The following is a 13,572-nucleotide window of genomic DNA, read 5'->3' as shown; positions in this document are numbered from 1 at the left end:
CGGCGGGTCAGCTCGACTTGAGGGTGAAGGTCTTCGCCATCTCGTCGAAGTACTGCTTGCTGTCGGCGAACTTCGCCTCGGTGGTGGTGAGGTAGAAGGAGTACATCTTGCCGTCGGTCGTGGTCTGCCGCCAGATCCCGTGCCGCATCGTGTCGCCCTCGCCGCAGGTGTACTCGAACTGGGCAGCGGGCAGCCCGGACATCTCGACGTCCGTCGTGCCCAGGTGATTGAACGGCTTCGGGCAGGCCTTGGACTTCTTCAGCGTGCCGGGCGCGGTGGTCTCGGCGAACTTGCGGGGTGCGATCGAACCCTTCTCGACCAGCACCCGGACCTTCGTCGACTTGTCCTCGGGGTCGATGTAGTCGACCCAGTTGCCGGTCGCGGCGCGCTCCCAGGCCTTCGGCACCTTGACCGTGACGGCCTTGTCACCCCGGTAGTCCTGGGTGGCGAAGGAGGCCGGGACGACCTGGTTGGCCGGGGGCGGCTGGTTGGGCGGGGTGCCCGGGTCCTCGTCGCCGCCCAGGGCGACGACCAGGACCAGCAGCAGGACCACGGCCAGCGCGCCTCCACCGGCGGCGAGCTGGGTGTTGCGTGGCCAGCCCTTCACCGTGGTGACGGCCCGGTCGGTCGTCCGCCGCACGGTGGCGACCGTGTTGTCGATCATCGCGCGGCGCTTGGCCGCCGGGCTGCTCACCACCGTGCCGGGCAGCGGGTCGCGGGCCGCGCGGGCGCCGTCCCACTGCCGGCGCGGGGGCAGCACACTGGTCTCGTCGCTCTCCGAGCTGCCACCGGATGGCGGGATAACGCTGGTCCGGTTGTTGTCCATCGGCGGCGGCGGGGGCGGATAGGCGCCGGTCGGCGCGCTGGCCGCGGTGGGCTCGGCGGCGCGGCGCCGGCCGCCACCACCGCTGCCGCCGGCACTGCCCTGCTTGAGCTCGGCCAGGCGTCCGGTCAGCGACTCGCCGGGGGCGAGCATCGCCCGGCCGCCGATCTGGCCGGACGGCTTGGGCTGGGCGGGCGGGATCGGCTGGGTCTCGGCCGCCGGCGGCCGCTGCGCCGGGACCACCGAGTACGGGTCCGTCATCATGTGCGGCGGGGCCTTGCTGGCCAGCGGGCCGGCCAGCTGCTGGCGCAGCATCGTGCGCGCGGTCGGCACGTCGAAGCGGCGGGCCGGATCCTTCTCCAGCAGGCCCATCAGCACCGGCGTCAGCGAGCCGGCGCGCACGGCCGGGGTCGGCGGGTCCTCGACGACGGCGTGCATCGTCTCGATCGGGTCGCCCTTGTCGAACGGCGGCCGGCCCTCGATCGCGGTGTAGAGCGTGACGCCGAGCGAGAACAGGTCGCTGGGCGGCCCGAAGTCGCTGCCCATGGCCCGCTCGGGCGAGATGAAGTGCGGCGAGCCGAGCACCATGCCGGGCGTGGTGAGCTGCACGTCGGTGGGCATCCGGGCGACGCCGAAGTCGGTGAGCACGCAGCGGCCGTCGGTGCAGATCAGCACGTTGGCCGGCTTCACGTCGCGGTGCAGCACGCCGTGCGCGTGGGCCACCTCGAGCGCGCCGAGCAGGGCGATGCCGATCTTGGCCACCACCCGCGGGTTGACCGGGCCGTCCTCGATCACCATGTCGGCGAGGCTGCGCGCCTCCAGCAGCTCCATGACGATCCACGGCCGGCCGTTCTCGTGCACCACGTCGTAGACCTGCACGACCGCCGGGTGCTGCAGGGCGGCCGCGGCGCGGGCCTCGCGCATGGTGCGCTCGTACATCGAGTCACGGTCGCTGGGGGCCAGGCCGGGCGGGAGGATGACCTCCTTGATGGCCACGTCGCGGCGCAGCAGCGTGTCCGCTGCCCGCCAGACGGTGCCCATGCCTCCGTGCCCGACCGCGGCTCGGAGGGTGTACCGCCCGCCGATGAGCGTGCCCGGGGCTGCGCGTCCGCTGGTCGGGGCGGAGTTGCCACCGCTCCACGTCGGAATCTGAGTCACGAAGATGCCACCGAAGGGGGTGTAGGGGGCTGTCGGCCAACTCCGCTATCTTGCCGGTTCCCACCCCTTTTCGGAAAGTCGCTGGATGGGTGTTCTGGGGAACTCGACCGTGGGTAGCCGACCTGTCGCGTAGGGTGGAACTTTTCGGACGCTGAGTGCAAAATCCCCTACCCCGTCCAACCACCCCGCCACCACCCTTGAACGGACTGAAGGCTCTTCCGGACTTAACGCTGCTTTAGGATCGCCCTTGTGAACGCAGAATCCGGGTTCGAGATCAAGCCGGTGTACCACCGCGGCGACGTGGCACCGGATGTCGACGAGCGGCTCGGCGAGCCCGGTGCCTATCCGTACACCCGGGGCGTCTATCCGACCATGTACACCCGGCGCCCGTGGACCATGCGCCAGTACGCCGGTTTCGGCACCGCCGTGGAGTCCAACGCCCGCTACCACCAGTTGCTGGCCGCCGGCACGATGGGCCTGTCCGTCGCGTTCGACCTGCCCACCCAGATGGGTTACGACTCCGACGACCCGATCGCCCACGGCGAGGTCGGCAAGGTCGGCGTGGCCATCGACTCGATCGACGACATGCGGGAGCTGTTCGCCGGCATCCCGCTCGACAAGGTCTCCACGTCGATGACGATCAACGCGCCCGGCTCGCTGCTGCTGTTGCTCTACCAGCTGGTGGCCGAGGAGCAGGGGGTGCCCGGCGCGGCGCTGACCGGCACGATCCAGAACGACATCCTGAAGGAGTACATCGCCCGGGGGACGTACATCTTCCCGCCCAAGCCGTCGCTGCGGCTGGTCGCGGACACGTTCGCCTACTGCCGCGCCGAGATCCCGAAGTGGAACACCATCTCCATCTCGGGCTACCACATGGCCGAGGCCGGGGCCACGCCCGCCCAGGAGATCGCCTTCACCCTGGCCAACGGCATCGAGTACGTGCGCGCGGCGATCGCCGCCGGGCTCGCCGTGGACGACTTCGCGCCCCGGCTGTCGTTCTTCTTCGTCGCCCGCACCACCCTGCTGGAGGAGATCGCCAAGTTCCGCGCCGCCCGGCGGATGTGGGCGCGGATCATGCGCGACGAGTTCGGGGCCGAGGATCCCAAGTCGCTGATGCTGCGCTTCCACACCCAGACCGCGGGTGTGCAGCTCACCGCCCAGCAGCCCGAGGTCAACCTGGTCCGGGTAGCGATCCAGGCGCTCGGCGCGGTGGCCGGCGGCACCCAGTCGCTGCACACCAACGCCTACGACGAGGCCCTCGCGCTGCCCACCCGGAAGTCGGCCCGGCTGGCCCTGCGCACCCAGCAGGTCCTGGCCTACGAGAGCGGCCTGGTGGACACCGTCGACCCGTTCGCCGGCTCGTACGTCATCGAGGCCATGACCGACGAGGTGGAGGCGGCGGCGACCGCGCTGATCGAGCGGGTCTTCAGCTACGGGTCCTCGGTGGACGCCATCGAGCAGGGCTTCCAGAAACAGGAGATCGAGAGCTCGGCGTACCGGATCTCCCAGCAGATCGACAGCGGCGAGCGGGTGGTCGTCGGGGTCAACCGCTTCGCCGGCGACGAGGAGGAGAAGTACGAACCGCTGCGCGTCGACCCGGCCATCGAGGCCGACCAGGCCGCGAAGCTGACGAGGCTGCGCGCCGAGCGGGACTCCGCGGCGGTCGAGGCGGCCCTGGCCGACCTGCGCAAGGCGGCCGAGGGCACCGAGAACGTGCTGCCGCCGATGCGTGCGGCCTTGCGGCTGCGTGCCACCGTGGGCGAGGTCTGCACCACGCTGCGCGGGGTGTGGGGCGTGTACCGACCCGTGGAACACTTTTAACTGCGTCACCTCCGGTAATTGTCATCCGTTGGAGGAGATGGCGCCCGCACAGCGCTCTTATCAGGGCATTGGTAACACAGCGCGAGACGATCAATACGGGAATGGCGTTGCACAGCGTCACCGGAACAGGTCTAAGCTTTCGCGCGTTGCGGAAACCGGTTCAAATGACGAGAGCGATAGAGAATCCGACGTGACGAGTGCATTGACCGTGCCCGACAGCTCACCGCAGGCTCCTTTCCCGGGGCCGCCGCCCGGCGCCGACCCGCTGCCCGGCCAGCTGGACCGCTGGCTGGCCGCCCGGGGCGCCGAGCTGGTGGCCATCCGGCGGCACATCCACGCGCACCCGGAGCCGTCGAACGCGGAGTTCGAGACCGCCGCCCTGATCGCGCGTGAGCTGGCCGTGGCCGGCCTCACCCCGCAGCTGCTGCCCCGGGGCAACGGCCTGATCTGCGACATCGGCGAGGGCGACCGGGTGATCGCCTTCCGCGCGGACCTCGACGCCCTGCCGTTGCAGGACACCAAGGACGTGCCGTACCGCTCGACGGTGGCGAAGGTCGCCCACGCCTGCGGCCACGACGTGCACACCACCGTCCTGCTCGGCCTCGGTCTCGCCCTGGCCCAGCTCAACGACCAGGGCGAACTGCCCGGCCGGGTCCGCCTGATCTTCCAGCCCGCGGAGGAGTTCGTGCCCTCCGGCGCCCCCGAGGTGATCGCCTCCGGCGCCCTCAAGGACGTCGTCGGGATCTTCGCGCTGCACTGCTACCCGCAGCTGCCGGCCGGCCTGGTCGGAGTCCGCTCGGGCCCGTTCACGGCGGCCGCCGACACCGTCGAGGTGCGCCTCTCCGGCCCCGGCGGGCACACCGCCCGCCCGCACCTGACCGCCGACCTGGTGCACGCACTGGGCCGGGTCATCGTCGACGTGCCCGCCCTGCTGGACCGGCGCGTCGACCCCCGGGCCGGGGTCTCCATGGTGTGGGGCGCGGTGCAGGCCGGCGAGGCGTTCAACGCGATCCCCGGCGAGGGTTACGTCCGCGGCACGGTCCGCATCCTCAACCGCGAAGCCTGGCGCGAAGCACCGGAACTGATCACCAAGCTGATCCGCGACGTGGTCGCCCCGACCGGCGCCGAGGTCGAGGTCAAGTACAACCGGGGCGTCCCGCCGGTGATCAACGACCGGATGGCCGCCGCGGTGATCGCGGGCGCGGCGGGTGCGGCCCTGGGCGCGGACCGGGTGGTCGAGGCCGAGATCAGCATGGGCGGCGAGGACTTCGCCTTCTACCTGGACAACGTCCCGGGCGCGATGATCCGGCTCGGCACCGGGACGCCGGGCTCCGAGGTCAAGTACGACCTGCACACCTCGAACTTCGACGTCGACGAGAAGTGCATCGGCTACGGGGTGCGGGTGATGGTCCACACAGCGTTGGCGGCCTTGTCGACGGGCGCTTTTTAGGATCCAACCTTATTGCCACGGTCCGTGCGGATAACTGACCGTCGCTCCCGCGGGGACCGGGCGAGGGTGGCCAATCGCCCAGCGGCTCATGAGCGGCCACCCTCACCCTGCCAGGTCCGTGCTTTCTGGCCTTACTCCCCGGACTTCTGCTCACCCTCGGGAGGGGCGTCCTTGCTGGTTGAAGGCGGCTGCTGGGGCTGAGGGCGGGGTGGGTAGGTCGGTGGCGGGCCGGCCATGGCGTAGGCCGGCATGCCTTGTGGCCGTGGGGTGAGGGCTGGGCGGCGGGCGCGGTTGCGGCGGTAGAGCCAGAGGATTCCCCAGGCCGGCAGGGCCAGGACGATCAGCCAGGGCAGGAGCCAGCCCAGCACGGTCAGGACGACCCCCAGTGATGCCAGCAGGCCGTTCCAGCCGTTCTGCAGACCGGCCAGGAAGCCGGGTGCGCCCTCTTCCTCCTCGACTGCCACGGCGTCGGGGTCCAGCAGGACCACTGTGATCGTCGACAGGGCGGTGAGGTCGGCCAGGCGGCGCTTCTTCGCCTGCAGGGAGGCCAGGTCCGCCTCGCGGGTGGCCACCTCGCGTTCCAGCATCACCAGATCGTTGAGGGACTTGGCCTGGGCCAGCAGCTTGCGGCCGCTGTCCACCCGGGCCTGCTGGGTGGCGATCCGGGCGTCCAGGTCGATGGTCTGCTCGGTGACGTCCTCGGTGTTGATGCCGCGCTGCTCCTCCTTGCCGAGCCCGGCCAGCTGGTCCACCACGGGGGTGAACTTGGCGGCCGGGACGCGCAGCTCCAGGGTGGCGTCCTGGGAGCCGGAACCGCTGTTGCGCTTGTCGCCGCTGATGAAGCCGCCGGCCCCGGTGGCGATGCCGGCGGCCCGGGCGGCGGCGATGTTCACGTCCTCGACGCGGACCGTGATGGCGCCGGTGTAGACGATCGAGCGCTGGTCCACGCGCAGGTCCGGTGCCTCGGCCGCCTGGTCCTTGCCACCCTCGGCGGCCTGCGGCGCGCGCTCGGCGGTGTCCGCCGCACCGCCGGCGGGGGCCTCGGCCGGCGCGCCCAGGTCGGGGGCGCTGCCGGCTGACGAGGCGTTGGTGTCCGAGCTGTCGCCGCTGCATCCGGCGAGAGCCAGTGTCACGGCCAGTCCGGCAGCGCCGAGCGCCGCGGTGATCCTTCGTCGAGCATGCATGGATACTCCGTTCCCCGTTGAGGTCTGCCCCCTGGGACGTGCGGCGCGCGGGAGCCGGTTCCGGCAGACTGCGTGATGAGCGGTCACGATTCGGCACCGGAGGGCTCACGTGCGCGTCACGAAGTTCACGCATTCCTGTCTACGCGTCGAGGGCGGCGGCGCCGTCCTGGTCGTCGATCCGGGCGCGTTCAGCGAGCGGTCGGCACTGACCGGGGCCGACGCCGTGCTGATCACCCATGAGCATTTCGACCATCTCGACGTCGACGCGCTCGCCGACACCGTGGCGCAGCGGCCCGACCTGCGCGTCTACGCCCACTCTGACGTGTCCGCCAAGCTGACCGCGTTCGCCGACGTGGTCACCGCGGTCGAGGCGGGCACCGAGTTCACCGCGGCGGGCTTCACCGTCCGGGCGTACGGCGGCCAGCACGCCGTGATCCACCCCGAGATCCCCCGGATCGTGAACCTCGGCTTCCTGATCACCGACGACACCGGCTCGGTCTACACCCCGGGCGACTCGTTCGCCGTACCCGACGAGCACGTCGACACGCTGTTCGTGCCGCTCAACGCGCCGTGGCTCAAGCTCAGCGAGGCCATCGACTTCGTCCGGGCGGTCCAGCCCGGCCGGGCGTTCGCGTTGCACGACTCCCTGCTCACCGAGACCGGCGCGCAGGTCTCCGACGGCCACCTCGAACGTCTCGGCGGCACCCGCTACGCCCGGGTCGCGCCCGGCACGACGCTGGACTGACGTGCCGACCAGCACCGAGGACGTGATCCGGGCGCTCTACGAGGCGCCGCCGGACGGTTTCGTAGCGGGCCGGGCCGCCGCGATCGCCGAGGCGAAACGGGCCGGCGACAAGGAGACCGCCAAGCGGCTGGCCGCGCTGCGCAAGCCGACCGTGGCGGCGTGGCTGGTCAATCTGCTCGCCCTGCGCCGCCCGGAGCTGATCGACGAACTGGTGGAGCTGTCCACCGCGCTGCGCTCGGCCCAGCGCAGCCTGCAGGGTGAGCAGTTGCGCGAGCTCTCCACGCAACGCCGGCAGGTGGTGTCCGCGCTGGTCAACGCCGCGCAGAAACTCGCCGTCGAGGACGACCCGGGGTTGCGCTCGGTGAAGCTGCCGATGGCCGAGGTCGAGGCGACGCTGACCGCGGCCCTGGCCGAGCCCGACATCGCCGAGCAGGTACGCAGTGGACGGTTGGTCAAAGCAGCCACGTACGCGGGTTTCGGTGAGGTCCCCCGTCCACGGTTGCGTCTGGTCACCGCCGACGAGCCGGACGAGCAGGAGGAGGACGACGAGGACGAGGAGGCGCCGCCGAACCCGTTCGCTGTCGCCGCGGAGCCCGAGCGCTCAGCGCGGCCCACGGCGCTGGAGGAGCGCAAACGCCGCGCGGCCGAGAAAGCCCGGCAGGAACGCGCGGAGCGGCGCCGTGAGCTGAAGCGCCGGCTGACCAGCGCCCGGGCGGCCGAGGCGAAGACGCGGACCCGCCTGGAACGCGCCGAGGCGGCCGAGCAGGAGGCCGCCCACGCCGTCGACGAGATCGAGGAACAGCTTGCTGAGCTGGAACGACAGCGGATCGTGGCGCAGGCCGAGGTGTCCCGCCGCAAGCTCGCGCGGCGTTCGGCGGAGCGTGACGCGTCGGCTGCCCGGCGTGAGGTCGGGGACGTCGAGGCGGCCCTCGAGGACCTCGACGCCGATGAACCGGATCAATAGGCCATTTTCACGAACCGGTCAGGGAGAGCAGAATCGCTCAGGTGACCCCCGAACAGGCAGCCGCCAACGCCAAGCCGGGACTCGCCAACCTCGTCGGGGCGTTCGCCGAGTCCCCGCAGACGCTGCGCCGTGCGCGGTTGATGGGGTTGTCCGGGTGGGCGTACCACGTGTCGGCCCGGGCCGGCGCGCTCGGCGACGTACGCCCGGAGACGGTCGGCGCGGCGATCGGCTTCATCGCCCCCGAGGCGGTGACCGACGGCTGGGAGGCCGCGGCCAAGACGACCCCGCCGGTGGAGGTGGCCACCTGGCACCTGCACGAGCTGTGCCGGTGGGGAGTGGACGAGCTCGGCGGCTTCCCGCGGCTGGCCCGGCTGCTGGAGCTGGCCAAGCGCGTGGTGGACGCCGTGGACGCCGCCGGCCTGACGCTGTTCGCGGCGTGGCGGGCGATGCCGGTGCCGGACGCCTCGGCCGGGGCGCAGGCCGCGGTGATGCTGCACCTGCTGCACGAGCACCGGCTCGGCGTGCACCTGGTGGCGGTCCGGGCCAGCGGGCTCACCCCGCTGGAGGCGATCATCGCGGGCCCCGACGGTGAGACGGACGCGGTGGCGTTCGGCTGGCAGCCGCCGTACCCGTCGCCGGGGCCGATCGTGCGGCGGCTGATGTGGGCCGAGTCGGTGTCGGACTCGCTGGCCGGGCAGGCGTACGCGTGCCTCGACCGGGCCGAGCGGATCGAGCTGATCGGCCTGCTCACCTCGCTGTCGCACCGGCTGAGCCGGTGAAAAACGCTTGGTGGGGCCGCGCGGCTGTGCTCAGATGCTCCGGTGACGGAACTGCCCGAGGGCTGGCGTACCCGCCGGCCGACGCTGGATGACGTGCCGGAGCTGCTCCGGATGGCCCACGCGAGTGATATCGCGGCGGTCGGTGAGCCGGACTTCACCGCCGAGGAGGTGCGCGCGGCACTGACCGCGCCGCACACCGACCCCGCCCGGGACTGCTGGGTGGCGCTGGATGCCGCAGGCGAAATCGTCGGTTGGGCGTATCCGGACAACCCCTCGGGCGGCGCGCGCGAGTTCATCGAGGTGTACGTGTGGCCCGAGCGTGGCGTGCCCGCGCTGCGCCCGCTGCTGGCCCTGATCCTCGACCGGGTCGTCGAGCGGGGCCGGGAGTTCGGTCACGACCCGTACACGGTCCGGGCGGGCGCGGTCCCGACCGAGCAGCGGTGGATCTCGGCGCTGACCGACGCCGGTTTCGTCTTCCGCAAGCAGCACGCGCGGATGACCATCTCCCTGAAGGAGAGCCCGGTCACCGTCCCGCCGCCGGCGCCAGGTGTCACCGTCCGGCCGCTGCGCCACGACGACGAGGCCGAGCTGCGCCGGTTCCACGCCACTGTCGAGGAGGCGTTCCGCGACAGCGATCACGACGCCACCGAATACGACACCTGGCGGCAGCAGGTCGCCGGCGAGGCCAGCGTCGCCTGGGACGAGTGGTTCGTCGGTGAGGTCGACGGCCAGTGGGCCGGGGTGCTGCAGTCCTCCGACTCCGGGGCCGAGGACAACGGCGGATGGGTGCGGTCGCTGGCGGTGCTGCGGCCGTACCGTCGGCGGGGTGTGGGTGCGGCTCTGCTGCACCGGGCGTTCGCGGCTTATGCGGCCAAGGGGCGCACGACGGCCGGCCTGGGGGTTGATCTGGCCAACCCGACCGAGGCCGCGCGGCTCTACCGCGCGGTCGGGATGCGGCCGCTCTACGAGGTCAACATCTACCAGCGGACGGTCTGAGACCTACAGCTCCGGCGAGGCGGTCCGGGTGGGCCGCTGGCGCAGCTCGGCCACGTAGTCGTCCGGCGCGCCGGCCTTCTCGGCCGCGTTGGCGATCTCGGAGAGATACCAGGCCGTCGGCATGCCGCCCTCGTAGCCGTCGAAGACGTAGACCCAGGCGCTGAACTCGCCCTCGAGCGTGGAGACACGCACGGTGAGCTTCTGGTACGCACCCGCGGTCACCCCCTCGACCTCGTCGAGCTGGGCGGCGTCCCACGGGTGGACGTCGTAGAGCGAGACGAAGACCCGGTCGCCCGGGGACTCCACGATCGTGGTGACCGCGCCCTCCCAGCCCATGTCGCCCTCGCCGGCGAATGTCAGGCGCCAGCCTTCCACCCACCCGACGCCGACCATGGGCGAGTGCGGGCAGTAGGCCCGCATCCGGGCTGGATCGAGATTGGAACCGTACGCGGCGTAGTGACCCACGGCGATGACGATAGCCCGGACGGCCGGTGGTGGAGAATACGAGGTGTGCGTGTCGGCACATCTGCGGCACGAAAGCGACAAAACACTCAATGGAGGTCGGAGTATCGTGAGCCGGATCGTGATCATCGGCGGTGGGCCGGGCGGGTACGAGGCGGCTCTGGTCGCCGCACAGCTCGACGCGGAAGTCACCCTCGTCGAGGCCGACGGGGCCGGCGGCGCTTGCGTGCTCTCCGACTGCGTGCCGTCGAAGACCTTCATCGCCAGCTCGGAAGTGGTCACCGGGTACAGGCACAACGAGCGCTTCGGCATCCGCTCGGCCGGCCTGGAGGGCGTGACGGTCGACGCCAAGGCGGTCAACGACCGGGTGAAGCAGCTGGCGCTGGCCCAGTCCGGCGACATCCAGGCCAAGCTGATCAAGGCGGGCGTGGACGTGGTGACCGGCCGCGCCCGGATGGGCGAGGACACGCTGGGTCACACCCACCAGGTCCTGATCACCCCGGCCGGCGGCGACGAGTACGCGGTCGACGCCGCCACCGTGCTGATCGCGACCGGCGCCACCCCGCGGGTGCTGCCCACCGCGGTGCCCGACGGCGAGCGCATCCTCGACTGGCGCCAGGTCTACGACCTCGACGAGCTGCCCAGCCACCTGGTGGTGATCGGCTCGGGTGTCACCGGCGCCGAGTTCGCCAGTGCCTACCTGGCCATGGGCGTGCAGGTCACGCTGGTCTCCAGCCGCGAGCGGGTGATGCCGCACGAGGACGCCGACGCCGCCATGGCCATCGAGCGGGTCTTCCGCGAGCGCGGCATGACCATCCTCAACCAGTCCCGCGCCGACTCGGTGGTCAGCACCGGCGACGGGGTGCTGGTCACGCTCTCCGACGGTCGTACGGTCGAGGGCTCGCACGCCCTGATGGCCGTCGGCGCCGTGCCCAACACCGCCGAACTGGGCCTGCGCGAGTACGGCGTGGACGTGGCCAACGGCGGCTACGTGACCGTCGACCGGGTGTCCCGCACCAACGTGCCCGGCATCTACGCCGCCGGCGACTGCACCGGCGTGCTGCCGCTGGCCAGCGTGGCCGCCATGCAGGGCCGGATCGCGGTCTGGCACGCCATGGGCGAGGCCGTCGCGCCGCTGCGCCTGCGGACGGTCTCCGCCAACGTCTTCACCGACCCGGAGCTGGCCACGGTCGGCGTCTCGCAGAACGACGTCGACGCCGGCAAGGTGCCCGCCCGCCAGGTCATGCTCCCGCTGACCGGCAACGCCCGGGCCAAGATGGCCGGCCTCAAGGACGGCTTCGTGAAGCTCTTCTGCCGCCCGGCGACCGGCCAGATCGTCGGCGGCGTGGTGGTGGCGCCCAAGGCCAGCGAGCTGATCCTGCCGATCACGATGGCGATCGAGAACAACCTGACGGTGGACCAACTGGCCCACACGATCACGATCTATCCGTCGCTGTCCGGCTCGATCGCCGAGGCGGCCCGCCAGCTGATGCTGCACGAGCTGCAGTAGGCGCTGCGGTCGGAGCGTTCCGGCCGCCGCCCGGCGTGGCGGCCGGGGCCGTCGGGGCCGCGGCCGAGGGCTTGGGGCCCGGCGGCTCGGGACCTGGCGGCCTGGACCCGCGAGCTTGGGGCCCGCGAGCTTGGGGCCCGCGAGCTTGGGGCCCAGGGTCGGGCCCGCGAGCTTGGGGGCCGGGGCTTGGGGCCGGGGCTTGGGGGCCGGGGCTTGGGGGCCGGGGGCTTGGATGGTCGGGGGCTTGGCGGCCGGGCGTGCGGTCAGTGCCGCAGGCGGACCGGGCGGTCCGGCGGCGACGCCTTCCCGGTGCTCGCCTGCTCGGCGTCCGGGCCCGGCGCCGGGGCTTCGCCGGCCGTGGCCGCGGCCTCGCCGATCTCCTCGGCGTTGTCCTTGCGGCCGCCGAAGAGGGCCAGGATCCAGCCCGCCGTGCCGAAGATGAGCGCGGCGCAGGCGGCGATCGCGAACAGCCGCCAGGCCGACTGGGTGATCGCGGTGCCGCCGACGTGGCCGACCAGGCCGCCGTAGGTCGCCCAGCACAGCGCCGCCCCGCCGTCGTAGATCACGAAGAGCTTGATCGGATAGCCGCTGCGGCCGGCGTGGTAACCCGCTGCCATCCGGCCGCCGGGAACGAAGCGGCAGAGCAGCAGCACCAGCGGGCCGGGCTTGCGCAGTCCCCGGGTGAACCGCTCGGCGGCGCGCCTGGTCTTCGACTCCGACTTCTCCGCGTGCTCGTGGCGGGGTGCGAAGCGTTGTCGCAGGGCGCTCAGCCGTCCGCTGAGCCAGTGCCCGCCGACGTGCCCGGCGGTGCGGCCCAGTACGAAGGCGATCGTGTCACCGGTGAACATGCCCAGGGCGCCGACCGCGATGACCAGCGGCAGGCTCAGGTTGCCGTACACGGTGAGGGCGCCGGAGGTGATCATGATGGCCTGGATCGGCACCACGGGGACCATCGCATCGACGGCGAGAAACCCGAAAAGCGCAAGGTACGCCCATGCCGGTGTTGCCATCACGGTCAACAAATCGGTCATCGGTCGGCCACCTCACGGCTCCAGGGCTCACGGCATTCTCCGTGGGCGCCCCTGAGAATGAGCTGAGTACAGGATGCTCCCTGATCAGGCCCGGTTAAGGGTGATGCCCGCCACGCTACGTGCTGGACGCGCCCCGCGTGGCCCGTGACGCGAGGCATTTCTGCCAATCTCTGGCGATCTAGGCATGGTTAGCCGCTTCTGGTGCGAGCCGTACCCGCGTAGCCTGGGTCCAGTCCCCGACACGCCGGGTCCCCCGTTCCTGGTGTCTCGGGCGAGCGGCGCCGGCCCGGCTGCACGCCGGGCTCGCTGCGCCAGGGCCGTCGGTAGGTCCCGTGCCGGCGGCCCGCCTCATGCCTAGCTGGGAAAACAGCCAACTGCATCCGGCTCAGGCCGTCGCCAGGCCGTCAGGGCCTTCCTTGGGCCGAAACAGGTCGTCGATCGCCTTTCGGGTACGACCCTCGCTGGCCGGCATCAAATGGGTGTAGTACCGCAAGGTGAAACCCGGGCTGGCGTGGCCGAGGTACTCCGACAGGGCCTTGATGCTCTCGCCCGCATCCAGCAACGACGACGCGTCGAATTGCCGCAAGGCGTGCATGCCGGTCGATCGGGACGGCGTAACACCCGCGCTCCGCAGGGCAAGGTGCCAGCT

The 13,572-nt window shown here is 71.7% G+C and carries 12 protein-coding genes; 7 read left to right on the top strand and 5 right to left on the bottom strand.

Annotated features, from left to right (window positions below):
* Positions 1–7: 7 nt before the first annotated feature.
* Positions 8–1,981, bottom strand: a complete 1,974-nt coding sequence (locus Aau02nite_RS42225; RefSeq protein ID WP_212994293.1) for a serine/threonine-protein kinase — start codon at positions 1,979–1,981, stop codon at positions 8–10.
* Positions 1,982–2,230: 249 nt separating this feature from the next.
* Between Aau02nite_RS42225 and Aau02nite_RS42220 the strand changes: the two genes are divergently transcribed.
* Positions 2,231–3,802, top strand: coding sequence for an acyl-CoA mutase large subunit family protein (locus tag Aau02nite_RS42220; RefSeq protein ID WP_212994292.1), 1,572 nt, complete (start codon positions 2,231–2,233; stop codon positions 3,800–3,802).
* 190 nt (positions 3,803–3,992) lie between these two features.
* The gene (locus Aau02nite_RS42215; RefSeq protein ID WP_212994291.1) at positions 3,993–5,252 is read left to right on the top strand and encodes an amidohydrolase; all 1,260 of its coding nucleotides are present in this window, start codon (positions 3,993–3,995) and stop codon (positions 5,250–5,252) included.
* Positions 5,253–5,383: 131 nt separating this feature from the next.
* On the opposite strand, the gene Aau02nite_RS42210 is transcribed toward Aau02nite_RS42215, so the two are convergent.
* Positions 5,384–6,436: a DUF4349 domain-containing protein gene (locus tag Aau02nite_RS42210; RefSeq protein ID WP_212994290.1), complete on the bottom strand. Its 1,053-nt coding sequence runs from the start codon at positions 6,434–6,436 to the stop codon at positions 5,384–5,386.
* A 109-nt stretch (positions 6,437–6,545) separates the two neighbouring features.
* On the opposite strand from Aau02nite_RS42210, the gene Aau02nite_RS42205 reads away from it, so the two are divergent.
* From Aau02nite_RS42205 to Aau02nite_RS42190, 4 genes are read left to right on the top strand one after another with little or no spacing between them, the layout of a single operon-like run.
* Positions 6,546–7,181, top strand: a complete 636-nt coding sequence (locus Aau02nite_RS42205) for an MBL fold metallo-hydrolase (protein WP_212994289.1) — start codon at positions 6,546–6,548, stop codon at positions 7,179–7,181.
* Position 7,182: 1 nt separating this feature from the next.
* Positions 7,183–8,145, top strand: coding sequence for a hypothetical protein (locus Aau02nite_RS42200; protein ID WP_212994288.1), 963 nt, complete (start codon positions 7,183–7,185; stop codon positions 8,143–8,145).
* 41 nt (positions 8,146–8,186) lie between these two features.
* Positions 8,187–8,924, top strand: a complete 738-nt coding sequence (locus tag Aau02nite_RS42195; protein ID WP_212994287.1) for an SCO6745 family protein — start codon at positions 8,187–8,189, stop codon at positions 8,922–8,924.
* 42 nt (positions 8,925–8,966) lie between these two features.
* Entirely contained in the window at positions 8,967–9,920 is a 954-nt protein-coding gene (locus Aau02nite_RS42190; RefSeq protein WP_246595853.1) for a GNAT family N-acetyltransferase, read from the top strand.
* A 3-nt stretch (positions 9,921–9,923) separates the two neighbouring features.
* Here the strand turns inward: Aau02nite_RS42190 and Aau02nite_RS42185 are convergent, their stop codons facing one another.
* Positions 9,924–10,385: a gamma-glutamylcyclotransferase gene (locus Aau02nite_RS42185; protein WP_212994286.1), complete on the bottom strand. Its 462-nt coding sequence runs from the start codon at positions 10,383–10,385 to the stop codon at positions 9,924–9,926.
* Positions 10,386–10,491: 106 nt separating this feature from the next.
* Here Aau02nite_RS42185 and Aau02nite_RS42180 point away from each other — a divergent pair, with 106 nt between their 5' ends.
* Positions 10,492–11,892 carry an NAD(P)H-quinone dehydrogenase gene (locus Aau02nite_RS42180; RefSeq protein ID WP_212994285.1) on the top strand — a complete coding sequence of 467 codons (1,401 nt, stop codon included), beginning with the start codon at positions 10,492–10,494 and terminating at the stop codon, positions 11,890–11,892.
* A gap of 263 nt (positions 11,893–12,155) precedes the next feature.
* Here Aau02nite_RS42180 and Aau02nite_RS42175 read toward each other — a convergent pair whose 3' ends face one another.
* Together Aau02nite_RS42175 and Aau02nite_RS42170 are read right to left on the bottom strand one after the other, a co-directional pair.
* Entirely contained in the window at positions 12,156–12,923 is a 768-nt protein-coding gene (locus Aau02nite_RS42175; RefSeq protein WP_212994284.1) for a DedA family protein, read from the bottom strand.
* Between the two features lie 385 nt (positions 12,924–13,308).
* The gene (locus Aau02nite_RS42170; protein ID WP_212994319.1) at positions 13,309–13,557 is read right to left on the bottom strand and encodes a site-specific integrase; all 249 of its coding nucleotides are present in this window, start codon (positions 13,555–13,557) and stop codon (positions 13,309–13,311) included.
* Between the last annotated feature and the right edge of the window lie 15 nt (positions 13,558–13,572).

It is taken from the genome of Actinoplanes auranticolor, assembly GCF_018332655.1.
In the GTDB taxonomy this organism is placed as follows: Bacteria; Actinomycetota; Actinomycetes; order Mycobacteriales; family Micromonosporaceae; genus Actinoplanes; species Actinoplanes auranticolor.
This window is presented reverse-complemented; position numbering and strand designations above follow the sequence as displayed.

Bases quoted from the DNA above. Each gene is read 5' to 3' on its own strand.
- Aau02nite_RS42210 (WP_212994290.1), bottom strand. From the start codon at position 6,436: ATGCATGCTCGACGAAGGATCACCGCGGCGCTCGGCGCTGCCGGACTG.
- Aau02nite_RS42175 (WP_212994284.1), bottom strand. From the start codon at position 12,923: ATGACCGATTTGTTGACCGTGATGGCAACACCGGCATGGGCGTACCTT.